The following is a 25647-nucleotide window of genomic DNA, read 5'->3' as shown; positions in this document are numbered from 1 at the left end:
AGTCGGGTGGACTTAGACGGCGAACATCAGCAGCAGCGCGACGAGGAAGGCGAAGATGCCCAGAGCCTCGGCGAATGCGATGCCGATGAAGAGGGTCGCGGTCTGGCCTGCGGCCGCCGACGGGTTGCGCAGTGCGCCGGACAGGAAGTTGCCTGCCACGTTGCCCACACCGATTGCGGCTGCGCCGGAACCGATTGCTGCCAGGCCTGCGCCGATGTGTGCGAGATCGCCTTCCATTGTGTTTCTCCTTACGATTGGAAGTTGGTTTTGTCTTTGTAGGGTGGGGCTTGCCCCACCGTTACGTCAGTGATGCGGGTGAAGCGCGTCTTTCAGGTAGACGCAGGTCAGGATCGTGAACACGTAGGCCTGGATGAAGGCCACGAGCAGCTCCAGCCCGTAGATCGCGGTCACGCCGAGCACCGCGATGGGCGCGATGGCAGATACCTGTGCGAAGCCCGCGAAGACCTTCACCACGGCGTGCCCGGCCATCATGTTGCCGGCAAGTCGGATGGAGTGGCTGACGGGGCGCACGAAGTAGGAAATCAGTTCGATGATCGCGAGGATCGGGCGCAGCGCCAGCGGCGCGCTCGAGACCCAGAAGAGGCCCAGGAACTCGGTCCCGTTCTTGACGAAGCCCAGGATGGTCACGGTCAGGAACACCGCCAGCGCCAGCACCGCGGTCACGGCGATATGCGAGGTGGTGGTGAAGGCCATCGGGACCAGGCCGATGAAGTTCGCGACCACGATGAACATGAACAGCGTCATGATGTAGGGGAAGTACTTCAGGCCGTCCTTGCCGGTGACGTCCTCGACCATCTTGTGGACAAAGCCATAGGCAAGCTCTGCGATCGACTGGCCGCGGCCCGGCACGATCGCGCGCTTGGACGTGGTCAGCACCAGCAGGCCGATGATCGCCAGCACCGTGATCGCCAGCCAGAAGGTGACGTTGGTGGGGGTGATGAAATTCACCGTGTCGCCGCCGAACAGCGGCTTGACGATGAACTGATCCATCGGGTGGAAGCTCAGGCTGCTTTCAGCGCCATGGGCGGCATCCGCTGCGTGGGTGTCGACCGTTTCCGTAGCCACGTCTCAGCTCCTGTCATCATCGTCGGCGATATCCCGGGTGTCGGGCGCCGTGTTACCGTCTGCCTCCGCCTCGGCGGAAACCTGTTTCAGCTGGACCTCCTCCGCCGAGCGCATCATCGTCCTGATGCCGGCGGCGAGACCCAGAAATGTGAACAGCACGAGCAGGAACGGCATCGTCCCGAAAAGGCTGTCCAGCCCGTACCCCATGCCGAAACCGATCCCAAGACCGGCCACGAGTTCGATCACCATGCGCCAGGCCAGCTGTGCCTGGGAGTGGTGATCCTCCTTGCGCGGTCCCGGCTCTCTCGACTTCTTCGCCGCCGCGATCCGTGCCTCGAGCTGCGCCATCTTCTCGGCCCGGCGCTGCTCTTCGGTCTGGTCGCCATCCGGCTCGGTCAAGGAGGGTCCTCACGCAGGTGTTGGCATGGTTGCTAAGGAGGAAACGTGTCCGAGTCAATTGCCTGAAATGACTGGCGGTGGCGCGGGTATGCCATTGTTTTATTGGAGTATTTTTACAAAGATGAAGAAGGGGGTCATCGCGCCGCACCGCCCCGGTGGCGCAAACGGACAGGTTTCCCATATTCAACCGGATGGTTGACGATGCCTTCGGGCTACGGCACAGCAGGATCATGGCCGATCCGCTCGACACCGTCTTTGCCGCCCTGGCAGACCCGACCCGTCGGGCGATCCTGGCCATGTTGCTGGAGGACGACATGGCCGTGACCGACGTGGCCGAGCCCTTCGACATGTCCCTGGCAGCGATTTCCAAGCACCTTGTCATCCTCACCCGCGCCGGGCTGATCGCGCAGGAAAAGCGCGGACGGGTGAAGTGGTGCAAGCTGAAGCCCGACGCGCTGAAATCGGCAAGCGTCTGGATGCAGGGCTTTGGCCAGTTCGAGCCGGTGCATCTCGATGCCTTCGAACGCTTCCTGACGGCCGAGCTGGGCGACGGGATCGAGGATCAGGTCGCGAACCGGCCGTAAGCGCCGGGCCGTGGCGCGGTCAGCCCGTCCGTCTTGGGGTCGCCTTGGGTTCGGGGTCCTGTTCCAGCAGAAGGATCAGCGCCACCACCGTCATCACGATGCCGATCAGCACCTTTGCCGGCGGCGCGCCGTTGCCCAGGGCCAGTTCCCAAAGGATGACCCAGCTTGGCGTCAGGTAGGTGTAGGCCATGACCTTGGCCGAGGGCAGGCGCAGCGTCGCGAATTGCAGCAGCACGAAGGTCGAGGCGCTGGCGAAGATCGCGAGGTAGAGCAGCGTGATCCAGATCAATGGGCGCAGCGCCGACCAGTCGGTGGCGCGGATATCGGACCAGCCCCAGGCCAGCAGCACCGCGCAACCCGCGATCAGCATGCCGAAGGTGAAGACCACGGGCCGCTCGCCCCGGTTCAGCTTGCGCACCATCGGCGTGTAGATCGCGTGGCTGATGCAGCCGACGAAATAGATCATCTCGCCCCGCCCGATCTCCATCGCGCGCATCGCCGTCCAGTCGCCGCGGAAGATCACCCAGACCGCGCCGCCGGCGCCGATCGCCAGGGCCAGCGCCATCTGCCGCGTCGTGACCTGGCGCAGCAGCAGGTAGCCGAAGACCGCCGACAGGATCGGCGTCAGCGTGAAGACGGCGGAGGTGGAGAGCGCGGGCGCGGTCTTCAGCCCCTCGAACATCAGCACGAAGTACGCCGCGAAGAGCCCGCCCAACACCAGGTAGCGCCAGGGCGCGCGGGCGGCGGACCGGGGGATACCGCCGCCGGTGACCAGCGCCACGCCCCCGATGACCACGGCAGCGATGGCAAAGCGCGCGGCGTTGATGGCCGCCGGGGCGATTTCCGCCGCGACCTGCGCGCCGAGCGAGAACGACCCGGCCACCAGCGCCGAGAACAGCAACATCGCCAGGTGACCCTGCAGCGCCGGGCTGGACCCCAGCCTGGACGCCACGCCCGCGCGGCTCACAGGCCCCAGTCCTTCGCCCGTTGCTTCAGGAAGGTCTGGAAGGTCTGCACCTTGTGGGTCCGGTGCAGGTCCACGTGGGTCACCAGCCAGAGGGGGGCCGACCATTCGGGAACCGAGGGCATGACCTCGATCAGCCCGCCGCGCCGCGCGGCCTCGTAGCAGGGTATGAAACCGATACCGGTGCCCGAGGCGATCGCCTCCTCCAGCGCGCGGAAGTCGGTGGAGCGGAAGATCACGGTCGCATGAGGCGCATGCGCTCGCATCCAGCGCGCGTGCGGCGCGCGGAACTTGTCGTCGTCATGGCCGACGAAGCGGTGGCCTGCGAAGTCCTCCGGCCCCTTCGGCAGGCCGTGCCGGTCGGCATAGGATTGCGCCGCATAGATCGCCATGCGCTGCTGGGCGAAGGGCTGGACAACATTGTCCGGCTGTTCCGGCGCATTTCCGGCGCGGATCGCCACATGTGCCTCGCCGTATTCCAGCCGGAACAGGCGTTCGCCGGTCAGGTAGCGCACGGTCAGGTCCCGGTGCTGCTCCTGGAACTCGGCCAGGGCGGGCACCATCAGCGGCGCCAGCGATTCCAGAGAGGTGATGACCAGCTCGCCGGTCATGCTCTCGCCCTGTCCCTTCAGCCGCCCGACCAGCTGGTTGAACTGGTCCTCGGTCGCCTGGGCCACGCGCGACAGGTCGGTGCCGGCCTCCGTCGCGGTGTAGCCCCGCGCATGGCGCTGGAACAGCTTCACGCCCAGCCGCGCCTCGAGCGCGTCGATATGGCGGATCACCGTCGCATGGTGCACGCCCAGCACCTCGGCCGCGCCGCTCACCGTTCCCAGCCGCGCCACCTGGTAGGCCGTCCGGACCTCGTCCCAATTGTCCATCGTCTTCTCTCTGTGCGGATACTCACACCTTACCCCGCTTTTGCGCAGAGATGTTCGACGGTTCAAGGGGGTTTCCCCGGAAGACCGCCGGCCGGGCGGATATTGCCCGTTCGCATGACACCGCTCCGCCGGGATGGAATTCGGAGGTAGCCGCGGGACGCCGGCTGTCGCATGCTGTGCCCGGGCAAGGGAAGGGAGCGGCACATGCGCAAGATCGGGATCGTCGGCGGGGTCGGCTGGGCATCGACCATCGATTATTACCGCGCCATCGCCGAGGGCGCGGGCCGGTTCTATGCCGCCCGGGGACACGTGGCGCCCTACCCGATGCCGCCCATGGCGATCGAGAGCGTGGTCCAGAGCCAGACCCGCGCGCTGCGCGGCCGCCCGGGCGACGATCGCAGCTGGGAGGCCTTCGACGCGGTCTTCCGTACGGCGCTGATCAACCTCGACCGGGTCGGCTGTGCCTTTGCAATCATCGCCTCGAACACGCCCCATGCCCGGCTGGCGTCGATCCGCAAGGGCGTGCACCTGGACGTGCTGTCGATCCTTGACGTGACGGCGACGGCGACCGCCGATGCCGGCGCCGAACGGGCGCTGGTTCTGGGCACCTCGGTGACGATGGAGGCGCGGGATTACGCCCTGGCGCTGGAGCGGGAATGCGTGGCCGCCAACACGCGGCTGCCCGATGCCGATATCGCCGAGATGCAGGCGATGATCGACACCGATTTCTACGGCGGCGCGTCCGGGCAGGCCCGCGACAAGCTCATGGGCTTCATTCGCCGCCACGCTCCCCCGGGGACAGCGGTGGTGCTGGCCTGCACCGAATTGCCGCTGGCCTTCCCCGACCACCTGGACGACCCGGTGTTCAAGGCGGACGGCTACGTCTTCATCAACTCCTCCGCCGCCCATGTCGCCGCGGCGCTGGACCGGGCTTTGACGCCGTCAGGGAGGTGACTGAAGAGCGGGACGCGGGAAAAATCCGACCTGCCGCACGGGCGCGGCCGGCCTGAACGCCTGCACCGGGTGATCCGCAGGGCCGGCGCTCGACACTATACACTTGTGACACTCCTGCACCGCGCCTTCCGCATTCCGGGATCTCCGCACCGCGCCGAGGATCGCGGGCATGGCGGGGTGGGTGGGCGGGAGCCTTGCCCGCGATCCGCCGTCTCCACCGGGACAGGACCCGCCCCCGGCTCGCTGTCCCGCATTCGACCCTGTCCGCCGCGCCTCGGGGACGCTGGCCCGGCAGATCCAGCCCCGCCCCTCCTGCACGGCCGCCCCCCGCGCCATTCCCGCTTGACTCATCCGCCCTCGCCCTCTATCCGACGCAGCCATCCACCGGAAGCCAGCCTTCCGGTCCCGGCGCATGCCGGGATCGCCCTCCACCAGCGCGTTGCGCCCGTGGGGGCGTTTGTGCATTGAGCCGTCGGTTCCTACATTCGGACCGGCAAGGGACGTAACGGCGCAGGAGGCCGAAGACATGTTTGAAAATCTGTCCGAGCGCCTGTCAGGCGTCTTCGACCGGCTGACGAAACAGGGCGCGCTCTCGGAAGAGGACGTCAAGACCGCCCTGCGCGAGGTTCGCGTCGCCCTGCTCGAGGCCGATGTCTCGCTCCCCGTGGCCCGCGATTTCGTCAAGCGCGTGCAGGAGGCCGCCACCGGCCAGGCCGTGACCAAGTCGGTCACCCCGGGCCAGCAGGTCGTCAAGATCGTCCACGATGCGCTGGTCGACACGCTGACCGGCGATGCCGATCCCGGCGCGCTCAAGATCGACAGCCCGCCCGCGCCGATCCTGATGGTCGGCCTGCAGGGCTCGGGCAAGACAACCACCACCGCCAAGCTCGCCAAGCGTCTGAAGGACCGCGAAGGCAAGCGCGTGCTGATGGCCTCGCTCGACACCAACCGGCCCGCCGCGATGGAACAGCTGGCGATCCTGGGCACCCAGATCGGCGTCGACACCCTGCCGATCGTCAAGGGCGAGGACCCGGTCACCATCGCCAGGCGCGCCAAGACGCAGGCGAGCCTCGGCGGCTACGACGTCTACATGCTGGACACCGCCGGCCGCCTGCATATCGACCAGGAACTGATCGCCCAGGCCGCCGCCGTGCGCGACGTGGCCAACCCGCGTGAAACCCTGCTGGTGGTCGACGGCCTGACCGGCCAGGACGCGGTGAACGTGGCGACCGAATTCGACGACAAGATCGGCGTGACCGGCGTGGTCCTCACCCGGATGGACGGCGACGGCCGCGGCGGCGCCGCACTGTCGATGCGCGCCGTCACCGGCAAGCCGATCCGCTTCGTCGGCCTCGGCGAGAAGATGGACGCCATCGAGACCTTCGAGCCCGAGCGCATCGCCGGCCGGATCCTCGGCATGGGCGACATCGTGGCGCTGGTCGAGAAGGCCCAGCAAACCATCGAGGCCGAGCAGGCCGAGAAGATGATGCGCCGCATGGCCAAGGGTCAGTTCTCGATGAACGACCTTAAGATGCAGCTCGAGCAGATGCTCAAGATGGGCGGCATGGAAGGCATGATGTCGATGATGCCCGGCATGGGCAAGATGGCCAAGCAGGTCGAAGAGGCCGGCTTTGACGACAAGATCATCACGCGGCAGATCGCCCTGATCCAGTCGATGACCAAGAAGGAACGCGCCAACCCGAAGATCCTGCAGGCCTCGCGCAAGAAGCGCATCGCCGCGGGCGCCGGGCAGGAGGTGTCGGACCTCAACAAGCTTCTGAAGATGCACCGCCAGATGGGCGACATGATGAAGAAGATGGGCAAGTCCAAGGGCGGCATGATGAAACAGGCCATGAAGGCGATGATGGGCAAGGGCGGCAACCCCGCCGACCTGGCCGCCGGCATGGATCCCAAGATGCTGGAAGCGGCCGCGAAACAGGCCGGCAAGATGCCGGGCGGCGGCCTGCCGGGCTTGGGCGGCGGCGCGGGCCTGCCCCCGGGCCTCTCGGGCTTCGGCAAGAAGAAGTGATGACCCGGGCCGCCACATATCCCTGGTCGCGGGTCGGCGTATCGCGTCGCATTCCCGCTGATATGTGCTGTCGCGCGGCAGCGCGTCCGCTGGGTTGCGCCCCCTCCGCATGCGTGCCCTGCGGGGAGGCCGCGGCATGACCCCCACCTTGACCATCCCCACGCTCACCACCGACCGCCTGGTCCTGCGCGCACCGAAGATCACGGATTTCCCGCACTGGGCCGCCTTCTTCGCCTCGCCCCGTTCGATCCACGAACGGGGCATGATGGATCGCAGCCAGGCCTGGCGTGTCTGGGCCTCGGACGTGGCCATCTGGCAGCTGCGCGGCTACGGCCCCTTCGGCGTGGATGACCGCGAGACCGGAGCCTACCTGGGCGAGGTCGGCATCTACGAGCCCGACAGCTTCCCCGAGCCCGAGCTCGGCTGGTTCGTGGTCCCGCAGGCGGAAGGCCGCGGCATCGCCGCCGAGGCCGCCCGCGCCGTCATGGGCTGGGCCCGCGACAGCCTTGGCTGGACCCGCCTGATCAACATCATCGACCCTGAAAACGCGCGCTCCATCGCGCTGGGGCAGCGCCTGGGCGGCGTGATCGACCCGGACGCCAAGGGCGAGGATCCCGGCGACGTGGTGATCGTGCACGACCTGACGAAGGTGCCGGCATGAGCCATGCGCCCCTCATCCCCACGATCGAGACCGAGCGGCTGGTGCTGCGCGCCCCCAATGCGCGGGATCTCGACGCCTATACAGAGTTCTGCCTGTCCGAGCGGTCGGCCGGCGTCGGCGGCCCCTTCACGGCCGGTGACGCCTTCCACAAGCTGTCGGCCATCATCGGCCACTGGTCGCTGCGCGGTTATGGCCGCTGGATGATCGCCGACAAGCAGACCAACGCGCCGCTTGGCATCACCGGCCCGTACTTCCCGGTCGGCTGGCCGGAACCGGAAATCGCATGGACGGTCTTCGAGGCCGCCGAGGGCCGCGGCATCGCCTTTGAGGCTGCCCTGGCCGCGCGCGCCTTTGTCTACGATACGCTGGGCTGGGACACGGTCATTTCCTGCACCACGCCCGACAACACCCGGTCGATGGCTCTGGCCGAGCGCATGGGCGCGTTGCGCGACGGCACCTTCCGCTCCGCCGATTACGGCGAGCTCTACATCTGGCGCCACCCCTCGCGGGAGTCGCTGGCATGAGCGTGACCCTCTTCAACACCCCGGTGATCGAGACCGAGCGCCTGGTGCTGCGCGCCCCGCAGGCCAGCGATGTCGAGCCCGGCATCACCTTCCTGATGGACGACCGGTCGCGCTATATGGGCGGGCCGCAAAGCCGGTTCCAGGCCTGGCGCACCATGGGCCACGTGACGGGCCACTGGGTGATGCGCGGCTACGGCATGTTCATCTATTGCGACAGGGAAACCGGCGAGCCGCTCGGCGCCACCGGCCCCTATTTCCCCGAAGGCTGGGTCGAACCCGAATTCGGCTGGTCCGCCTGGTCACCCGAGACCGAGGGCAAGGGGATCGTCCGCGAGGCCGCCGCCGCCGCGCGCGACTGGGCCTGGGACAACCTGGGCTGGACCACCGCCGTCAGCTACATCGATCAGGACAACGCCCGCTCCATCGCCCTGGCCGAACGCCTTGGCGCCGTGCACGATCCCGACGGGGCCCACCCCGACCTCGACGGCTGGGAGGGCACGCTGGTCTTCCGCCACACCCCGGGGGTGTCGGCATGACCGCGATGAACATTCCCGTGCTGGAAACCGCGCGCCTCGTGATGCGCGGGCCCGAGGCCGAGGATTACCCGGATTTCAAGGCCACCTTCACCAGCTACCGCGCGCGGTTCATGGGCGGGCCGCTGAACCCCTACGAATCCTGGATGCTCTACGCCGCCGAGATCGGCCACTGGCAGATCCGCGGCTATGGCATGTGGATGATCCACGACAAGGCCACCGACGAGACCTACGGCATGGCCGGCGGCTGGAAGCCCGCGAAATGGCCCGAGCCCGAGATCGCCTGGGTGATCTGGCCCGAGAAGGCCGGCCGCGGCTATGCGCTGGAAGCGGTCCATGCCGCGCGCCACTATCTCTACGACCAGCTCGGCTGGGAGGGCGCGGTCAGCTACATCGACCCGAAGAACCTCGATTCGATCCGGCTGGCCGAACGGCTCGGCGCCTGGAAGGACCACGACGCCGCGACGATCGACGGCAACGACGCGGTCTACCGCCATCCGGCGCCGGCCGCGCTCGACGACAGCCAGCTCGCCCACGGGATCGAGATGGAGATCAGCCATTACCGCGATCCGCTGTTCAAGCCGAAAGGATGGTCCATTGACTGAAGACACAGTCGCCCGCGCGGCGGAGATCCTGAAAGAGCACCGCGAAAGCATCGACCGGCTGGACGCGATCCTCGTCTACACGCTGGGCGAGCGGTTCAAGCACACGCAGGCGGTCGGCCGGCTGAAGGCGGAACACGATCTGCCGCCGTCGGACCCCGCGCGCGAGGAGAAACAGATCGCCCGGCTCGAGGCGCTGGCCCGCGAGGCCGACCTCGACCCGGAATTCGCGAAGGAATTCCTGAATTTCATCATTCAGGAGGTGATCCGGCATCACCGGAAGCACAAGGCATAACGCCGACCCCGGAAGAACCGGTGGCAGATGCCACCGACCCAACGCCATTCGATAAGGAGAACAGACAATGGCTATGAAGATCCGACTGGCCCGTGGCGGGTCCAAGAAGCGCCCCTTCTACCGCATCGTCGCGGCCGACAGCCGCAAGCCGCGCGACGGCCGCTTCATCGAGAAGCTGGGCACCTACAACCCGCTCCTGCCCAAGGACAACGAGCAGCGCGTCCAGATGAACATGGAACGCGTGCAGTACTGGCTCGACCAGGGCGCCCAGCCCACCGACCGGATTGCCCGCATGCTCGAAGCCGCCGGCACCCGCGAGAAGGCCGAGCGCAACAACCCCAACAAGGGCACCCCGGGCAAGAAGGCCCAGGAACGCGCCGACGAGAAGGCCGCCAAGGCAGCCGAAGCGGCCGAAGCCGCCAACGCTCCGGCCGAGGAAGCCGCGGCAGAATGAGCCCGTTGCGGGACGGCGGGTGGGGCGATGCCGCAGGCAAGCGTCCACCCCCGTCCCGAGTTCCGGTCCGGGGGATATCCTCCCCCGTGACCCTGCAGGGAGGCCCGGCATGACAGACCCCGACAGCTCCGGATCCGCAAAGCCCCCCCGCGGCCGCAAGACCGCCGGCAAGGCGGCTGCCCCGACATCCGGCCCGACTGCCGGTTCGCCACCCGGCCCCGAAACCGCCGACCGGGTCTGCGTCGGCGCCATCGCCGGCTCCTTCGGCGTCCGCGGAGAGGTGCGGCTCAAGAGCTTCTGCGCCATCCCCGACGATATCGCCACCTACGGCCCGCTCGCGTCCGAGGACGGCACCACGACATACGACGTGCGCCTCGTGCGCAGCGTCAAGAACGGTTTCGCCGCCCGCCTCGGCGGGGTCTCGACCAAGGAACAGGCCGATGCGCTGAAGGGCCTGCGCCTCTATGTCGGCCGCGACCGCCTGCCCGAGCTGCCCGACGACGAATATTACCATGCCGACCTGATCGGCCTCGATGTCTTCGACACCGGCGGCACGCGGCTCGGCCGGGTCAAATCGGTGCTCAACCACGGCGCCTCCGACCTGCTGGAAATCCACGGCCCCGGCCTGAAGAACACCGTGCTGCTGCCCTTCACCCTGGCCGCCGTGCCCACCGTCGATCTCGCCTCGGGCCGGATCGTCGCCGATCCGCCCGACGGTCTGTTCTGACCGCCATGCGCCCCGTCCCCGAGAGGTCCAGATGAGCGACACGCCTTCCCCCGGCCGGTCCCTCGGCCGCAAGGCCGTGCGCGTCTCGGCCAAGCCGCGCGAGCTGATGACCGCGACGCCGGACCTGCACGGCGTCTGGCAGGCCCGGATCATCACCCTCTTCCCCTCCGCCTTCCCCGGCGTGCTGGGCGAAAGCCTCACCGGCAAGGCGCTGAAGGACGGGCTCTGGCAGCTGCAGACCATCGACCTGCGCGACTTCGGGATCGGCAAGCACCGCAATGTCGATGACACGCCGGCCGGCGGCGGCGCCGGCATGGTTCTGCGCGCCGACGTGCTGGGCCCCGCGATCGAACAGGCCATGGCCGGCACCACGCCGAACTGGCCTCTGATCTACCTGTCGCCCCGCGGCCGCCGCATGGACCAGCCGATGATGCGCAATCTCGCCCGCACCGACGGCATGACCCTGATCTGCGGCCGGTTCGAAGGCGTCGACGAACGCGTCCTGCAGCATTACGGCGTGCAGGAGGTCTCGCTTGGCGATTTCGTCATGACCGGCGGTGAGATCGCCGCGCAGGCGCTGATCGACGCCACCGTCCGCCTGATGCCCGGCGTGCTCGGCAACGCCAGCTCGGCGGTGGACGAAAGCTTCTCCGACGGGCTGCTGGAACATCCGCACTACACCCGCCCGGCCGAGTGGCAGGGCCACCCCATCCCAGAGGTGCTGATGTCCGGCCACCACGGCCGCATCGCCGCGTGGCGCCAGGACCAGGCCGAGGCCATCACCAAGGCCCGCCGGCCCGATCTCTGGGCAGAGTACCGGGGCCGCAAGCCGGCGCGGTAGGATTCCGCGTTGGTCGCGTGGCAATCCGGGCTAGGTTTCCGGGGACAGCCAAGCTTTCCGACAGGAGCCCCGCCATGTCCGACACCTCAAGCGATACGATCACCGTCCACTGGGACGGCAAGACGTGCATCCACGCCCGCCGCTGCGTCCTCGGCCTGCCGGACGTCTTCCGCCCCGGCACCAGGGGCGGCTGGATCTTCCCCGAAGAGGCCCCCACCGAAGAGATCGCCCGCGTGATCGACGCCTGCCCCTCCGGCGCGCTGAGCTACACGCGCCACGATGGCGGCCAGGACGAGCCCGTCCCCCGCGTCAACGCGCTGCGCACCTGGGAAAACGGCCCGAACGAATTCCGCGCCGACCTGCGCATCCCCGGCGAGCCGCCGCGCAAGCGCACCCTGATCTGCCGCTGCGGCGCGTCGTCGAACATGCCCTATTGCGACGGCAGCCACGAAAAGGCCGGCTTCGCCGCCACCGGAGAGCCCGACACCCGCGACGAACAGGCCGAGCTCGAGGCCCGCGACGGACCCATCGAGCTGACCGCGTTCGAGGACGGCCCGGTCCGCGTCTCCGGCAACCTCGAGATCGTCGCCGCCTCCGGCCGCCGCGTCACCACCTGCAAGAGCGCCTTTCTCTGCCGCTGCGGGCACTCGGCCAACAAGCCGTTCTGCGACGGCAGTCACAAGAAAGCGGGCTTCACCGCCCCTGCCACGGAAGGCACCGAATGACCGACATCACAGTAACCCGCGAAGAGGGCGAGACGAAGGGCCGTTTCGTCGCCGTTGTCGAGAGCCACGAGGCCGAACTGACCTTCTCCAAGACCAGCCCGACCCTGGTCATCGCCGACCACACCGGCGTGCCCGAAGAGCTCAAGGGCAAGGGTGTGGGCCGCGCGCTGGTCGAGGCGCTGGTGGCCGATGCCCGCGCCTCCGGCTACAAGGTCATCCCGCTCTGCCCCTTCGTGAAGGCGCAATATGGCCGCCATCCCGAATGGTCCGACGTCTTCGGCTGAGCGCCTCGGATACGGAGACGGCCGGTCACGGCCGGCGACGGGGCCGACCGGCCGGACCGAGGCGGGACACCCTGGCCCGACCCTGCACGAAACGGGTTGATCCACCCGGCGACTCCCTGTACATCGCGCGGGTCCGGGCCCCTTTCGGGGGCACCGGCGCTCGGGCTGTTCTGCCGCGAACCGGATTTCTTCCTCCGGACACCCGGCCGGCCCACCAGAGCAAGACGTGACGAAAGAAACGTGTCCTGAACCCTCCGGCGGGCGCTGCGGCGGACCCGACAGAAGACCGGAGCTCTGAGGCGCCAGACCTTCGCGGACAAAACCGCGAGCAGATTTAGGAGTGGATCAGATGGACCTGATCGCGCAACTCGAGGCGGAACAGATCGCCTCGCTCGGGAAGGACATTCCCGATTTCAAGGCCGGCGACACCATTCGCGTCGGCTACAAGGTGACCGAGGGCACGCGCACCCGGGTGCAGAACTACGAAGGCGTCTGCATCAGCCGCAAGAACGGTGAAGGCATTGCCGGCACGTTCACCGTGCGCAAGATCTCCTTCGGCGAAGGCGTGGAACGCGTGTTCCCGCTGTATTCGACCAACATCGACAGCATCACCGTGGTCCGCCGCGGCAAGGTGCGCCGCGCCAAGCTGTATTACCTGCGCTCGCGCCGCGGCAAGTCGGCCCGGATCGCAGAAGTCTCCAACTACAAGCCCAAGGCCGACAAGGCCGGCGGCGCCGAAGCCTGAGGACCTGGACGATGAAAAAAGATACCCATCCCGAGTACCACCTCATCGACGTCAAGATGACCGACGGCACCGTGCTCCAGATGAAATCGACCTGGGGCAAGGAAGGCGACCAGCTGTCGCTCGACATCGATCCGACGTCGCACCCCGCATGGACCGGCGGCAATACCCGCCTGATGGACCAGGGCGGCCGCGTCTCGAAATTCAAGAAGAAATACGAAGGGCTTGGCTTCTGAGCCATTGCTCTTTCGACGTCGAAACGCCGCCCCCCGGGGCGGCGTTTTTCGTTTCCGGTGACGGTTTGGAAACCTTCTGGCCCCAGTCTGCGCCCCAGTGACAACGGCGCAGGACGAGTCGGGTGACATCAGCAAAAGCGAGTTCGGGAAAATCGGTCGCAAGACAACTGGCGGACGCGAAGACCGCCGCCAAGCGCGGTGACCCGGTCCGCGCACGAGAGATCTATGTCGAGATCCTCGCCGCCTACCCGGGCAACCGCAAGGCTCAGGCGGCCCTGGCCGCACTGGACCGCGCGGGCGTGGCGGCCGATGCCAGCCCGGGACAGGGCTCCGCAGGACAGACTTCCGCAGGACAGGGCGCCGCAGGTCAGGGCCACGCAGATCAAGGCCCCGGCATCGCGACCGGCTCCGCCTTCGGCGCCTCGGGCACGGGCAGCCTGATCAGCGCCACGGCCGCTCCGGCCGGGCGACAGGGCACCGATCACCTGCAATGGATCTACGCGCTCTATCACAAGAAACAGTTTTCCAAGGCACTCTTGGCCGCCGAGGGGATCCTCGAAGACGACCCCACCTGCAAACCCACGCGCGAGCTGCGCGCCGCCTGCCTGCGGATGCTCGACCGCCCCGAGGAGGCTCTGACGATCTACCGCGAACGGCTGGAGGAAGACGCGGCCGACGCCGGGCTCTGGCAGAATTGCGGCAGCACCCTGATCGAGATGCTGCGCCTGAAGGAAGCCGAGGAATGTCTGCGCATGGCCACACGCATCGCGCCGGACAGCCTGCCGGGCTGGATGCTGCTGGCCAATTGCCACCAGCGCATGGGCGACGGCCCCGCCGCCTACGAGGCGCTGACCCAGGCGCTTGGCCGCGATCCGGGCAACAGCCGCGCGCTGGACCAGCTGGGCCAGGTCCTGCGCGACATGGGCCGGTCGGACATGGCGCTCGGCGCCCATGAACAGGCGCTCAGACACGCTGGCAGCGCCCGCGAGCGCAGCCAGATCCTGACCAATATCGGCGTCATCTGCTCGGCCTCCGGCGACCGCTCCGCCGCGCGCGACCGCTATCGCGCCGCGCTGGCCGAGCAATCCGACAATGTTCATGCGCTGCTCAACCTCGTCACCCTCGCGCACGAGGGCGACACCGACGACCTCGTCCGACGCACCCGCAAGCTGTTGCGGAAGGAAACACTGCAGCTGCAGGACCGCTCCAAGGCCAACTTCGCCATGTTCCGCCTTCTCGATCGGATCGGGACGGACCCGGCCCGCGCCTACGACCACCTTGAACGCGCCAATGCCGAGCGGCGCGAGCTGATCCAGTACAGCCCCGCGAACCAGGATGCGCTGTTCCGGGCCATCCGCCGCATGTCGGACGACACGCCCGACATCACCGGGGTCACCGAAGGCGTGCGCCCGGTCTTCATCGTCGGCCTGCCCCGCTCGGGCACGACCCTGACCGAACAGATGCTCTCGGCCGCGCCCGGCGCCCATGCCGCCGGCGAGCTCACCATGGTCGAACGGCTCTCGCTCGACATTATGCGCTGGCTCGAGGCCGAGCAGCGGCCGGCCCCCCTGGCCGAGGAGATGGCGCATTACGCCACCGAACTGCGCAGCGGGCTGACCGCCGTGGCGGGCGGCGCGCCCGTGGTGCTGGACAAGATGCCGCTGAACTTCCGCTGGGTGGGCCTTTTGCTGAAGGCGCTGCCGGACGCCCGCGTTCTGCATGTCCGCCGCGACCCGGTCGAGACCTGCTGGTCCAACTTCACCACCAGCTTCTCCTCCCATGGCAACGGCTTTGCCTACGGGCTGTCCGACCTGGTCCATTACCACCGCCTCTACAGCGATCTGACCGCCCACTGGGCGCAGTGCTTCCCGGATCGGATCCGCACCCTGCGCTACGAGGATATCGTCGACGCGCCCGAACCCACGATGCGCGGCGTGGTCGACTGGTGCGGGCTGGAATGGAGCGACGATTGCCTTCATCCCGAAACGGTCGACCGCGCCGTGCTGACCGCCAGCGTCCACCAGGTGCGGCGTAAGATCTACAATGGCAATCGCGGCCGCTGGCGCCCCTATGTGCCCTTCATCGGTCCGCTTCTGGACGCGTTCGACACCGCGCACGCCGCCTGACGGCGCCCCGCCCGCCTGCCCTGGCCCGGCCCCCGGACCGTCTCGGACAAGGCCACGCCGGACCCGGCTTGACCCGAAGCCGCACCGGCGATCCGACCACTCCCGTGGGCCGCGCGGCCGGGGACGCAACATGGCCCGGTGCACAGGAACCGAACCACCCCCGCAACACTTGGGCGTTGCGATCGCCACACGGGCCGCCACCGCTTTTCATCGACAGGGGCGCACCATATAGAGAAGGTCCTAAGGGCCTTTGGAAAGACTGAAGCGGACATGGCGCATATCATCGTCGTCGGCAACGAGAAGGGCGGCGCAGGCAAATCCACCGTCTCGATGCACGTGGCCACGGGCCTCGCGCGACTGGGCCATTCCATTGCCGTCCTCGACCTGGACCTGCGGCAGAAATCCTGCGCCCGCTACATCGAGAACCGCCAGGGCTTCTCCGCGCGCTCGCGGCTGGACCTGCCCTGCCCCGACAGTTTTCCCCTGCCCGAGATCGACCCCGCCACGCTAAAGGACGGCGAGAACATCTACGATCAGCGCCTGTCGGCCGCGATCGCGCAGATGGAGCCGGGGCACGAGTTCATCCTGATCGACTGCCCCGGGTCTCACACCCGGCTGAGCCAGGTGGCCCATTCCCTGGCCGACACGCTGATCACACCGCTGAACGACAGTTTCGTCGATTTCGACCTGCTTGCGCGGATCGACAGCCGGGGCGAGAAGATCCTGGGCCCCTCGGTCTACTCGGAGATGGTCTGGAACGCGCGCCAGCTGCGTGCCCGCGCCGGGCTGAAGCCGATCGACTGGATCGTGATCCGCAACCGGGTCGGCGCCCAGCGAATGACCAACAAGGAAAAGATGGAAGCCGCGCTCGACATGCTCGCCAAGCGCGTCGGCTTTCGCGTGGGCCCGGGGTTCTCCGAACGGGTCATCTTCCGCGAATTGTTCCCGCGCGGCCTGACCCTGCTGGACCTGCGCGACATCGGCGTGCGGCAGCTGAACATGTCCAACATCGCCGCCCGGCAGGAGCTTCGCGAACTGCTCAAGACGCTGAACCTGCCCGGCGTGAGCGTGGATTTCTAGCCGCCGCCCGACAGCGCCCCGGACCCGTCGCACAATCCGGCTCCGCGGCCTTCGTCTGCCACGGCTCAGCCCGAAGGCGGCCTCACCGCATCGCGGCGAGCCGGCGCAGCATCTGGCGCAGCAGCGCGGTCTCTTCCGCCGTGAACCCCTGCATCAGACGCGCATCGTAATCGGCCGCGGCGGCCATGAGGTCGCGATAGGCCGCGCTTCCGGCCGCCGTCAGTTCCAGATGTTCCGCCCGGCGATCCAGGTCGCTTGGATCCCGGGTCAGGAACCGCCGGTCGGCCAGCTTCTGCACCGCGCGGCTGATCTTGGTCTTGTGCATGGCGCTGCGATCGCAGATCTCGCGCGCCGTCATGCGGCCATAGATGCCAAGGTGGAACAGCACCCGCCATTCCGCGCGCAGCATGCCGTAGCGGGCCTTGTAGAGCCGCTGGAATTCCAGCGAGCTCGCCTCGGCCGCCTGGTTCAGCAGGTAGGGCACGAAGTCCCGCAGGTCGAAGTCGGGGTTTTCCATCATGGCGCCTGCTAGCCCTTGTTAGTTACAAAATCAACCAATACCTCGGGGCAGAAACACGAGGAGGACGACCCGCCATGAACCGACATCCCGATCCGCATCGCATGGTGCAGGCGGCCACCCCGGTCGGCACGACCGAGGGCTACATGCCCGGCTGGGCCAATGACTTCGAGACCGAGGCGCTGCCCGGCGCCCTGCCGCAGGGCATGAATTCGCCCCAGAAATGCAACTATGGCCTTTATGGCGAACAGCTTTCGGGGACCGCCTTCACCGCCAACCCGCCCGAGCGGACCTGGACCTATCGCATCCGCCCCTCGGTCAAGCATTCGACCCGCTACGAGCGGATCGACCTGCCCTACTGGCGCTCGGCCCCGAACGTGGATCCCGAGGTGGGATCGCTGGGCCAGTACCGCTGGGACCCGGTGCCGCATTCGGGCGAGGCCCTGACCTGGCTGACCGGCATGCGCACGATGACCACCGCAGGCGACGTGAACACCCAGGTCGGCATGGCGGCGCATATCTACCTGGTGACCGCCTCGATGGAGGACGAATATTTCTACTCCGCCGACAGCGAGCTGCTGGTGGTGCCGCAGGAAGGCCGGCTGCGTTTCGCGACCGAGCTGGGCATCATCGACGTGGAGCCGAAGGAGATCGCCATCATCCCGCGTGGCCTCGTCTACCGGGTCGAGGTGCTGGAAGGCCCCTGCCGCGGCTTCGTCTGCGAGAATTACGGCCAGAAGTTCGAGCTGCCGGCCCGCGGCCCGATCGGCGCCAATGCCCTGGCCAACCCGCGCGACTTCAAGGCGCCGGTGGCCGCCTACGAGGACCGCGAGGTCCCCTCGACCCTGACGATCAAGTGGTGTGGCCAGTTCCACCAGACCCGGATCGGGCAAAGCCCGCTCGACGTCGTCGCCTGGCACGGCAATTACGCGCCCTACAAGTATGACCTGCGCACCTATTGCCCGGTCGGCGCGATCCTGTTCGATCATCCGGACCCGTCGATCTTCACCGTGCTGACCGCGCCCTCGGGCGTGCCGGGGACGGCGAATATCGATTTCGTGCTTTTCCGCGAACGCTGGATGGTGGCCGAGGACACGTTCCGCCCGCCCTGGTACCACAAGAACATCATGTCGGAGCTGATGGGCAACATCTATGGCCAGTACGACGCGAAACCGCAGGGCTTCGTGCCGGGCGGCATGAGCCTGCACAACATGATGCTGCCGCACGGGCCGGATCGGGACGCGTTCGAGAAGGCGTCGAATGCCAACCTGGGCCCCGACAAGCTGGACCACACGATGTCCTTCATGTTCGAAACCCGGTTTCCCCAGCACCTCACCGCCTTCGCCGCGCAGGAGGCGCCGCTGCAGGACGATTACATCGACTGCTGGGACAGCCTGGAGAAGAAGTTCGACGGCACGCCCGGGAAGAAATGAGCCTGCCGGCCGCGCTGCCCCGGCGGTAGCGCGGTCGGATGGCTCGGATGAGGTATTTTTGCAAAGATGAAGAAAGGGCTGCGCCGGAAGATGCCGGGCCGCCCTGCTCCTTCGGTCTCCCGGCGGCGGGTTGGCGGATTGCGCCATTGCCCTTGCGCGCGCGGGGGCGCACCGTGGGGGCAAGTGAACGACGAAGGATCCTTTCATGCCGTTGATGAAAAGCTGGCTCGACAGCGCCAATGCCGAGACCTGCGATTTCCCGCTGAACAACCTGCCCTACGGGGTCTTTTCTGTCGGCGAGGACGAGCCGCGCTGCGGCGTGGCGATCGGGGACATGATCCTGGACGTGACCGCCGCCGAGGAAGAGGGGCTGATCGACCTTGTGGACGAGCCCCTCTTTGCCGCGCCCTACTGGAACGACCTGATGGAAGAGGGGCCGGCCGTCTGGGCGGCGTTCCGGGCGCGGGTGACGGCCCTGCTGGAAGAGGGTTCGGAGGAGCGGGAGAAGGTCGCACCGCTGCTGGTGCCGATGGCCGGGGCGCAGATGCACCTGCCCTTCGTGGTCAGCGAATACACCGATTTCTACGCCGGCCGGCACCATGCCTACAACGTCGGCTGCATGTTCCGGGGCCCCGAGAACGCCCTGCCGCCGAACTGGCTGCACATGCCCATCGGCTACAACGGGCGGGCGTCGTCGGTCTGTGTTTCCGGCACGGCGGTGCGCCGGCCCTGGGGGCAGCTGAAATCCCCCGATCAGGATCGGCCCGCCTTTCTGCCCTCGCGCCGCTTCGATTTCGAGCTTGAGATGGGCGCCATCGTCGGCACGCCCTCGGACGGGCCGCTGACCGTGGCCGGGGCCGAGGCGCATATCTTCGGCTATGTCCTGCTGAACGACTGGTCCGCGCGCGACATCCAGGCCTGGGAATACCAGCCGCTGGGGCCGTTCCAGGCCAAGGCCACCGCCACCTCGATCTCACCCTGGATCGTGACGAAGGCCGCGCTGGAGCCGTTTCGTGCCGACACGCCCGAGCGCGAGGTGGAGCTGCTGGATCACCTGAAGGATGACGGCCCCGGCCTTTACGACATCTCGCTCGAGGTCACTCTGGCACCCGACGGCAAGGCGCCCACGACGCTTTCGCGCACCAATTACCGCGAGATGTATTATTCCGCCGCCCAGCAGCTGGCGCATCACACCACGGCGGGCAGCCCGATGCACGCGGGCGACCTGCTTGGCTCCGGCACCATCTCGGGTCCGACAAAGCCCGAGCGCGGCTCGCTGCTGGAACTGTCCTGGGGCGGGAAGGAACCGTTGACGCTCGACACCGGGGAGGAGCGCAGCTTTCTCCAGGATGGCGACACGCTGACGCTGGCCGGCCACGCGCAGGGCGACGGTTACCGGATCGGCTTTGGCACCTGCAGCGGCACCATCCTGACGGCGCTGGAGGATCCCTTCGCGTGACGCCCGCGCTCGACCATATCCAGCTGGCGATGCCGCAGGGCGAAGAGGACGCCGCCCGCGCCTTCTGGTGTGGTATCATCGGCCTGGCGGAGATCGAGAAGCCCGAGGCGCTGAAACCCCGCGGCGGGCTCTGGCTGCAACTGGCGGGGGCGGACCTGCACCTGGGCGTGGAGGCCGGTTTCACCCCGGCGAAGAAGGCTCATCCCGGCTTTCGCACCGCCGGGATCGACAGGCTGGCCGAGCAGTTGAACGCCGCCGGCCACCCCGTCACCTGGGACGCCGCCATCGCTGGACGGCGGCGGTTCTTCACCGAAGACCCGTTCGGCAACCGCTTGGAATTTCTGGAGGATTAGCGCAACCTGTCCTTCATCTTTGCATAAATACCTCTCGCCGAAGGCACTCCTGACCTCACGATCCACACCAGCGACAAGGACATATCGACATGGCCAAAGCCTTCGCCTCGCAGGGCGACATGAGCGAAAAGCAGATCTCCTTCACCGAGGTGGGCGATGGCCTCTGGGCGTTTACCGCGGAAGGCGATCCGAATTCCGGCGTCATCATCGGCGATGACAGCGTCATGATCGTCGAGGCGCAGGCCACTCCGCGCCTGGCGCACAAGGTGATCGAGAATGTGCGCGAGGTCACCGACAAGCCGATCACCCACCTCGTGCTGACCCATTACCACGCGGTGCGCGTGCTCGGCGCCTCCGCCTTCGGGGCCAGCCAGATCATCATGAGCGAGAAGGCCCGCGCCATGGTCGCCGAGCGCGGACAGGAAGATTGGGACAGCGAATTTCAACGCTTCCCCAGGCTCTTCGAGGGGCACGAGAGCATCCCGGGCCTGACCTGGCCGACGACCACGTTTCACGGGCGGATGTCGGTCTATCTGGGCAAGCGGCGGGTGGACATCATGCAGATGGGCCGCGCGCATACGGCCGGGGATATCGTGATCTACGTGCCGGATCAGAACGTCATGTTCACCGGTGACATCGTGGAATACAAATCCGCCTGCTATTGCGGCGACGGCCATTTCCACGACTGGCCCGGCACGCTGGAGGCGATCCGCCGCTGGGACCTGGACGCCATCGCGCCGGGCCGCGGCGATGCGCTGGTGGGCCGCGAGATGGTCAACGAAGCGCTTGATCTGACAGGGGATTTCGTGCGCTCCACCTATGCGCCGGTGGCCCGGGTGGCGTTGCGCGGCGGGTCGCTGAAAGAGGCCTGGGACGCCGTTCGCGCGGAATGCGATCCCAAGTTCGCCGACTACGCGATCTATGAACATTGCCTGCCGTTCAACGTGGCCCGCGCCTATGACGAGGCGCTGGATATCGACACGCCCCGGATCTGGACCGCCGAACGGGACCGGAAGATGTGGGAGGATCTGCAGGGATGAGCAGGGGATGCCATGCCGATCGCCTTGGACGAGGCCCGGAGGGCGCCGCATGAGCATCGAGCACTTTCGCCTCATGGCGTTGAACAACGCCTGGGCGAACGCCACGTTCTACAATGCGCTCAGGGACTTGCCGGATGGCGGGCTGAGTGCCGAGGCACCCGGATTCTTCGGATCGCTCAAGGCGACGCTGAACCATATCTGGATGGTCGATCTCTATTATGTGGACGCGCTGGAGAACGGCGGGCGGGGGCGGTCGGTCTATGAACAGGCCGAGCTTGGCACCGCGCTCGACCTGGCGGCGGCGCAGGCGGATGTGGACATGCGCTTTGCCCGGTTCTGCAGCGACCTGACAGAGGAAGATCTGGCCGGCACACGCATGACCGAACGCGACATCGGCCCGGTGGAGGAACGGGTAGATGCGCTGATCCTGCACCTGGTGCAGCACCAGGTGCACCATCGCGGGCAGGCGCATGTTCAGCTGCAATATCAAGGCGTTGCGCCGCCACAACTGGATGAATTCTATTTGGAGTACGACCGCGCGCCGACAGCCCGCGCCTATTTCGGCTGAGGATCAACCTGGGGGGAGGAGACCCATGGCCTATGAGTACCAGACCTATGCATTCGAACCGCCGCCGGGGCTGACCGGGCCCGAGCCGCGCCACAAGGTGGTGATCGTCGGCGCCGGGCCCATCGGGCTGACGCTGGCGATCGACCTGGCGCTGAGGGGGGTGCCCAGTGTCGTGCTGGATGATAACAACGTGGTTTCAAGGGGTTCGCGGGCGATCTGCTGGTCGAAACGCACGCTTGAGATCTTTGACCGGCTGGGCCTGGGCGAGCGGATGCTGGCCAGGGGCGTGACCTGGAAGGTGGGGCGGCAGTTCCACGGTGCGCAGGAGGTCTTCAGCTTCGACCTGCTGCCGGAGGACGGGCACAAGTATCCCGCCTTCATCAACCTGCAGCAATATTACGTCGAGGAATACCTCATCGAGAGGGCCCGGGATTTCCCCGATCTGATCGACCTGCGGTTCTGCAACAAGGTGGTGGATCACCGCGAAATTGACCGTTTTGTACAGGTCGAGATCGAGACTCCGTCCGGTTTGTACAAACTGGAAACCGACTGGCTGATCGCCTGCGACGGCGCCAAATCGCCCACGCGCGAGCGGATGGGGCTGAGTTTCGAGGGGCAGGTCTTTGAAGAGCAGTTCCTGATCGCCGACATCGAGATGGAGCACAGCCCCTTCGGCGACGCGGCCGTGCCGGAGCGCTGGTTCTGGTTCGACCCGCCGTTCCACCCGGGCAAGTCCGCGCTGCTGCACATGCAGCCCGACAACATCTATCGGATCGACCTGCAGCTGGATGTCGGCGCCGATGCCAAGGCCGAGGCGACCGAAGAGAAGGTCATGCCGCGCATCCGCGCCATCGTCGGCGACACGCCGTTCCGGCTGGACTGGATGAGCGTCTACAAATTCCGCTGCATCATGCTGGACCGGTTCGTTCATGGCCGGGTGATCTTTGCCGGGGACAGCGCGCATGTGGTGTCGCCCTTCGGCGCGCGCGGCGGCAATGGCGGGATCCAGGACGTGGACAACCTGGGCTGGAAACTGGCCGCCGTCATCGGGGGGCAGGCCAACGAGAACCTGCTGGAAAGCTATGATGCCGAGCGCCGGCACGGGGCGGAGGAAAACATCCTGAACTCGGCACGGTCGACCAATTTCATGACGCCCAAGACCGGGATCGAGGCGTTGTTCCGGGCCGAGACGCTGCGGCTGGCCCATAACCAGCCCTTCGCGCGCAAGTTGCTGAACTCGGGGCGGCTGTCGCTGCCCTGCGGGCTGGAAGGATCGGCACTGATCACGCCGGGCGCGGCGCAGGTGGCGCCGGGGCGGGCCATGGTGGATGCGCCGCTGGACGGGCCGCACGGGGCCAGCTGGCTGATCGAGGAGGTGCAGGGACGCTTCGTGCTGGTGGGCTTTGGGTCGGTGCCCCTGCCGGAGGTGGCGGGGGTCGCGCGGATCGGGGTGAACCAGCGGAACGGCGACTACCCCTGTTTCACCGCCCGGTCCGGACACGCGATCCGCCGCTACGGCAGCGAAAAGGCCTATCTGTTCCGCCCCGACGGCCATGTCGCGGCGGTCTTCGACGCGCCGGATGCGGCCAGCGTCGCCGCCGCCCGGGACCGGGCCATGGGGGCGGAGATGCAGAGCGACGAGGCGCCGGCACCGCAACGGGAGGTAACCGCATGAGCACCGACAGCGAGACGCAGGCCCGGCCCGCGCCGGACAGGCTGTCCCCGAACCAGGACGAATTCTATGCGGCGCTGATGGCCGCCCATGCGGGGCTGAGCCTGGACGACAGCCACGCACTGAACGCGCGGCTGGTGCTGATGATGGCGAATCGCATCGGCGACATCCAGGTGCTGGAGACCATTCTGCGGGATGCGCGAAAATATTCCTGACAAGTCTTGACGTTACGTCGCAAGACCCAGTGCCGCAGCGCGGCGGAAAAGATGTCTTCGCATGAGGCATTTTTGCGTGTTAGGGTTGCGATGCGCGGGCGCGCCGGCACTGCCGGCCTTGGGAGGAGCGCCCGCGCATTTCAAGGGAGACTGACGATGATGAACGCGTTTCGCGCGGGCCTTGCCTGTGCCTTGTCGTTATGCGCCGGTCAGCTGGCCGCGCAGGAATGCGCCCCGTCGAAATGGGGGGCGGAGGATCAGCTTGGATCGGCCAACCTGGTCACGCCCGAAAACACGCTCGCGGCGGCCTCCTTGATCAGGCAGGGCAAGTCCATGCCGCTGGGCATCGTCATCGACAGCGAAACACCGGCCTTCGCGCCCCGCTCGCTGAGCCTGCAGGTGGTGCAGCCGAACCAGCAGGGCGGCCAGAAGCTGGACGCCTTCGGCTATCCCGGGAATTACAACGACGACGTGCTCCAGACCTGGGTGGGCATCGGCAGCCAGATCGACGGGCTCGGGCACCTGGGCGAGAAGGGGCTGTATTACAACTGCAACGACGAGAAAGAGATCGCCGCGATCACCGGGCTGACCAAGCTGGGCGTGCATGCGATCCCGCCGCTGGTGGGCCGCGCGGTGATCGTCGACATGGCGGTGCATGCGGGCAAGGAGCACCTGGACGCGGGTGAAAGCTTCGGCCCCGAGGAGATCCAGGCGGCGGCCGAGGCGCAGGGGGTGGAGTTCCGGGAGGGCGACATCATCCTGTTCCACACCGGCTGGACAGACGCGATGCTCGAGAACGACCCGCAGGCCTGGGTTTCGGGCGAGCCGGGGATCGACAACGCGGGCTCGGACTGGGTGGCCGGGCTGAACCCGATGGCCGTGGGCGCGGACACCTGGGGCGTGGAGCCGGTGCCGGCGAAGGAGGGCGACGGGACCTTCTACGGACACGTGATCCTGCTGCAGCAGAACGGGATCTACATCCTGGAGACGATGAACACCGGGCCGCTGCTGGAGGAGGGCGTGAACGAGTTCTTCTTCGTGCTAGGCCAGGCGCGGATCCGGGGGACGGTGCAGATGATCATCAACCCGGTGGCGCTGTACTGAGCGGTTTCGGATCGCTTGCGCGATCCGACCGGCCGGGGGATTTCATCCCCCGGACCCCCTGAGAGGTATTTTTCCCAAGAAGAAGATCAGGGCGCGCTCGCCCAGACCTCGATCTCGACCTTGAATTCGGGGCGGGTAAAGCCGCTGACGATGACAAGGGTCGAACTGGGCAGGCGATCCCCGGGCGTGGCGGCGAGGAAGTGGTCGCGGGCCGCCATGTAGCCCTGCATATGCGCGCGGTCGGTGACGTAGGCCGAGAGGTGGAAGATGTCCGAGGGGGACATGCCGCCCGAGGCCAGGATCACGGCGATGTTTCCGAAACAGATCTGCGCCTGGTCGAAGGGATCCCCGGGGATCGTGCCGTCGGCGGCGAGGCCGAGCTGGCCGGAGGTGCGGATGACGCGCTGGCCGGGGGGCAGTTCCACCCCGTGGGCATAGCGCGCGAATGGCGGGGAAATACTCGGCGGGACAAGCGATTTCATGGAGAGGCTCCGTTTGGCTGGGCTTCACTCTTGCCCCCGGCGGGGCAGTTTGGAAGGGTCGCGCAGCAATTTTGACGGAG

At 67.3% G+C, this 25647-nt stretch carries 32 protein-coding genes; 25 read left to right on the top strand and 7 right to left on the bottom strand.

Annotation, left to right across the window (positions count from 1 at the left end; translation table 11 throughout):
- Positions 1 to 12: 12 nt before the first annotated feature.
- The 3 genes from ATO3_RS18015 to ATO3_RS18005 form a co-directional block, all read right to left on the bottom strand.
- Positions 13 to 237, bottom strand: coding sequence for a F0F1 ATP synthase subunit C (locus ATO3_RS18015; RefSeq protein WP_043744635.1), 225 nt, complete (start codon positions 235 to 237; stop codon positions 13 to 15).
- 66 nt (positions 238 to 303) lie between these two features.
- Positions 304 to 1086, bottom strand: coding sequence for a F0F1 ATP synthase subunit A (locus tag ATO3_RS18010; protein WP_233152205.1), 783 nt, complete (start codon positions 1084 to 1086; stop codon positions 304 to 306).
- Positions 1087 to 1089: 3 nt separating this feature from the next.
- On the bottom strand, positions 1090 to 1485 hold the full coding sequence (locus ATO3_RS18005; RefSeq protein WP_088651280.1) for an AtpZ/AtpI family protein: 396 nt from the start codon (positions 1483 to 1485) through the stop codon (positions 1090 to 1092).
- A gap of 230 nt (positions 1486 to 1715) precedes the next feature.
- Between ATO3_RS18005 and ATO3_RS18000 the strand changes: the two genes are divergently transcribed.
- Entirely contained in the window at positions 1716 to 2069 is a 354-nt protein-coding gene (locus ATO3_RS18000) for an ArsR/SmtB family transcription factor (RefSeq protein ID WP_088651346.1), read from the top strand.
- Between the two features lie 19 nt (positions 2070 to 2088).
- Here ATO3_RS18000 and ATO3_RS17995 read toward each other — a convergent pair whose 3' ends face one another.
- Both ATO3_RS17995 and ATO3_RS17990 read right to left on the bottom strand, forming a co-directional pair.
- On the bottom strand, positions 2089 to 2973 hold the full coding sequence (locus tag ATO3_RS17995) for a DMT family transporter (protein WP_088651345.1): 885 nt from the start codon (positions 2971 to 2973) through the stop codon (positions 2089 to 2091).
- Positions 2974 to 3032: 59 nt separating this feature from the next.
- On the bottom strand, positions 3033 to 3911 hold the full coding sequence (locus ATO3_RS17990) for a LysR family transcriptional regulator (RefSeq protein ID WP_088651279.1): 879 nt from the start codon (positions 3909 to 3911) through the stop codon (positions 3033 to 3035).
- A 204-nt stretch (positions 3912 to 4115) separates the two neighbouring features.
- Here ATO3_RS17990 and ATO3_RS17985 point away from each other — a divergent pair, with 204 nt between their 5' ends.
- The 16 genes from ATO3_RS17985 (at position 4116) to ATO3_RS17910 (ending at position 16724) form a co-directional block, all read left to right on the top strand.
- Complete coding sequence (locus tag ATO3_RS17985) at positions 4116 to 4865, top strand: aspartate/glutamate racemase family protein (RefSeq protein ID WP_088651278.1); 750 nt, start codon at positions 4116 to 4118, stop codon at positions 4863 to 4865.
- A 526-nt stretch (positions 4866 to 5391) separates the two neighbouring features.
- Positions 5392 to 6894: a signal recognition particle protein gene (ffh, locus tag ATO3_RS17980; RefSeq protein WP_088651277.1), complete on the top strand. Its 1503-nt coding sequence runs from the start codon at positions 5392 to 5394 to the stop codon at positions 6892 to 6894.
- 136 nt (positions 6895 to 7030) lie between these two features.
- Entirely contained in the window at positions 7031 to 7555 is a 525-nt protein-coding gene (locus ATO3_RS17975; protein ID WP_233152204.1) for a GNAT family N-acetyltransferase, read from the top strand.
- On the top strand, positions 7552 to 8079 hold the full coding sequence (locus ATO3_RS17970; protein WP_088651275.1) for a GNAT family N-acetyltransferase: 528 nt from the start codon (positions 7552 to 7554) through the stop codon (positions 8077 to 8079). The genes ATO3_RS17975 and ATO3_RS17970 overlap by 4 nt, the downstream gene beginning before the upstream one ends.
- Positions 8076 to 8615 (top strand): GNAT family N-acetyltransferase, encoded by a 540-nt coding sequence (locus tag ATO3_RS17965; RefSeq protein ID WP_088651274.1) that lies wholly within the window; start codon positions 8076 to 8078, stop codon positions 8613 to 8615. Before ATO3_RS17970 ends, ATO3_RS17965 begins: the two co-directional genes overlap by 4 nt.
- Positions 8612 to 9217 carry a GNAT family N-acetyltransferase gene (locus ATO3_RS17960; RefSeq protein ID WP_088651273.1) on the top strand — a complete coding sequence of 202 codons (606 nt, stop codon included), beginning with the start codon at positions 8612 to 8614 and terminating at the stop codon, positions 9215 to 9217. Before ATO3_RS17965 ends, ATO3_RS17960 begins: the two co-directional genes overlap by 4 nt.
- Positions 9210 to 9509, top strand: coding sequence for a chorismate mutase (locus ATO3_RS17955; protein ID WP_088651272.1), 300 nt, complete (start codon positions 9210 to 9212; stop codon positions 9507 to 9509). The genes ATO3_RS17960 and ATO3_RS17955 overlap by 8 nt, the downstream gene beginning before the upstream one ends.
- A gap of 67 nt (positions 9510 to 9576) precedes the next feature.
- On the top strand, positions 9577 to 9963 hold the full coding sequence (gene rpsP / locus ATO3_RS17950; RefSeq protein ID WP_088651271.1) for a 30S ribosomal protein S16: 387 nt from the start codon (positions 9577 to 9579) through the stop codon (positions 9961 to 9963).
- A gap of 109 nt (positions 9964 to 10072) precedes the next feature.
- Complete coding sequence (gene rimM, locus ATO3_RS17945; protein WP_088651270.1) at positions 10073 to 10690, top strand: ribosome maturation factor RimM; 618 nt, start codon at positions 10073 to 10075, stop codon at positions 10688 to 10690.
- A gap of 31 nt (positions 10691 to 10721) precedes the next feature.
- On the top strand, positions 10722 to 11531 hold the full coding sequence (trmD, locus tag ATO3_RS17940; RefSeq protein ID WP_088651269.1) for a tRNA (guanosine(37)-N1)-methyltransferase TrmD: 810 nt from the start codon (positions 10722 to 10724) through the stop codon (positions 11529 to 11531).
- A 74-nt stretch (positions 11532 to 11605) separates the two neighbouring features.
- On the top strand, positions 11606 to 12256 hold the full coding sequence (locus tag ATO3_RS17935) for a CDGSH iron-sulfur domain-containing protein (protein WP_088651268.1): 651 nt from the start codon (positions 11606 to 11608) through the stop codon (positions 12254 to 12256).
- Positions 12253 to 12540, top strand: a complete 288-nt coding sequence (locus ATO3_RS17930) for a GNAT family N-acetyltransferase (protein WP_088651267.1) — start codon at positions 12253 to 12255, stop codon at positions 12538 to 12540. Before ATO3_RS17935 ends, ATO3_RS17930 begins: the two co-directional genes overlap by 4 nt.
- Positions 12541 to 12889: 349 nt before the next feature.
- Positions 12890 to 13285 carry a 50S ribosomal protein L19 gene (gene rplS, locus ATO3_RS17925; protein WP_088651344.1) on the top strand — a complete coding sequence of 132 codons (396 nt, stop codon included), beginning with the start codon at positions 12890 to 12892 and terminating at the stop codon, positions 13283 to 13285.
- An 11-nt stretch (positions 13286 to 13296) separates the two neighbouring features.
- The gene (gene rpmE, locus ATO3_RS17920) at positions 13297 to 13518 is read left to right on the top strand and encodes a 50S ribosomal protein L31 (RefSeq protein WP_088651266.1); all 222 of its coding nucleotides are present in this window, start codon (positions 13297 to 13299) and stop codon (positions 13516 to 13518) included.
- 122 nt (positions 13519 to 13640) lie between these two features.
- Entirely contained in the window at positions 13641 to 15644 is a 2004-nt protein-coding gene (locus ATO3_RS17915; protein ID WP_088651265.1) for a tetratricopeptide repeat-containing sulfotransferase family protein, read from the top strand.
- 270 nt (positions 15645 to 15914) lie between these two features.
- On the top strand, positions 15915 to 16724 hold the full coding sequence (locus ATO3_RS17910; RefSeq protein ID WP_088651264.1) for a division plane positioning ATPase MipZ: 810 nt from the start codon (positions 15915 to 15917) through the stop codon (positions 16722 to 16724).
- An 82-nt stretch (positions 16725 to 16806) separates the two neighbouring features.
- Here the strand turns inward: ATO3_RS17910 and ATO3_RS17905 are convergent, their stop codons facing one another.
- Positions 16807 to 17244: a MarR family winged helix-turn-helix transcriptional regulator gene (locus ATO3_RS17905; protein WP_088651263.1), complete on the bottom strand. Its 438-nt coding sequence runs from the start codon at positions 17242 to 17244 to the stop codon at positions 16807 to 16809.
- Positions 17245 to 17318: 74 nt separating this feature from the next.
- On the opposite strand from ATO3_RS17905, the gene hmgA reads away from it, so the two are divergent.
- From hmgA to ATO3_RS17865, 8 genes are all read left to right on the top strand, one after another.
- Complete coding sequence (hmgA, locus tag ATO3_RS17900) at positions 17319 to 18674, top strand: homogentisate 1,2-dioxygenase (RefSeq protein ID WP_088651262.1); 1356 nt, start codon at positions 17319 to 17321, stop codon at positions 18672 to 18674.
- Positions 18675 to 18879: 205 nt separating this feature from the next.
- Positions 18880 to 20133 (top strand): fumarylacetoacetase, encoded by a 1254-nt coding sequence (gene fahA / locus ATO3_RS17895; protein WP_088651261.1) that lies wholly within the window; start codon positions 18880 to 18882, stop codon positions 20131 to 20133.
- Positions 20130 to 20486, top strand: a complete 357-nt coding sequence (locus tag ATO3_RS17890; RefSeq protein WP_233152203.1) for a VOC family protein — start codon at positions 20130 to 20132, stop codon at positions 20484 to 20486. The genes fahA and ATO3_RS17890 overlap by 4 nt, the downstream gene beginning before the upstream one ends.
- A gap of 89 nt (positions 20487 to 20575) precedes the next feature.
- The gene (locus tag ATO3_RS17885; RefSeq protein ID WP_088651260.1) at positions 20576 to 21526 is read left to right on the top strand and encodes an MBL fold metallo-hydrolase; all 951 of its coding nucleotides are present in this window, start codon (positions 20576 to 20578) and stop codon (positions 21524 to 21526) included.
- A gap of 49 nt (positions 21527 to 21575) precedes the next feature.
- On the top strand, positions 21576 to 22094 hold the full coding sequence (locus tag ATO3_RS17880) for a DinB family protein (RefSeq protein WP_088651259.1): 519 nt from the start codon (positions 21576 to 21578) through the stop codon (positions 22092 to 22094).
- 25 nt (positions 22095 to 22119) lie between these two features.
- Complete coding sequence (locus tag ATO3_RS17875; RefSeq protein WP_088651258.1) at positions 22120 to 23769, top strand: FAD-dependent monooxygenase; 1650 nt, start codon at positions 22120 to 22122, stop codon at positions 23767 to 23769.
- A complete protein-coding gene (locus ATO3_RS17870; protein WP_088651257.1) occupies positions 23766 to 23981 on the top strand; it encodes a DUF2783 domain-containing protein in 216 nt (71 codons plus the stop codon). The genes ATO3_RS17875 and ATO3_RS17870 overlap by 4 nt, the downstream gene beginning before the upstream one ends.
- Before the next feature lie 156 nt (positions 23982 to 24137).
- A complete protein-coding gene (locus ATO3_RS17865) occupies positions 24138 to 25085 on the top strand; it encodes a cyclase family protein (RefSeq protein ID WP_233152202.1) in 948 nt (315 codons plus the stop codon).
- An 86-nt stretch (positions 25086 to 25171) separates the two neighbouring features.
- Here the strand turns inward: ATO3_RS17865 and ATO3_RS17860 are convergent, their stop codons facing one another.
- Entirely contained in the window at positions 25172 to 25567 is a 396-nt protein-coding gene (locus tag ATO3_RS17860) for a RidA family protein (RefSeq protein WP_088651256.1), read from the bottom strand.
- Between the last annotated feature and the right edge of the window lie 80 nt (positions 25568 to 25647).

The organism is Marinibacterium profundimaris, from assembly GCF_002210095.1.
Lineage (GTDB): Bacteria > Pseudomonadota > Alphaproteobacteria > Rhodobacterales > Rhodobacteraceae > Marinibacterium > Marinibacterium profundimaris.
Note: the sequence above shows the minus strand (reverse complement) of the source record. Positions and strands in the feature narration are given on the sequence as shown.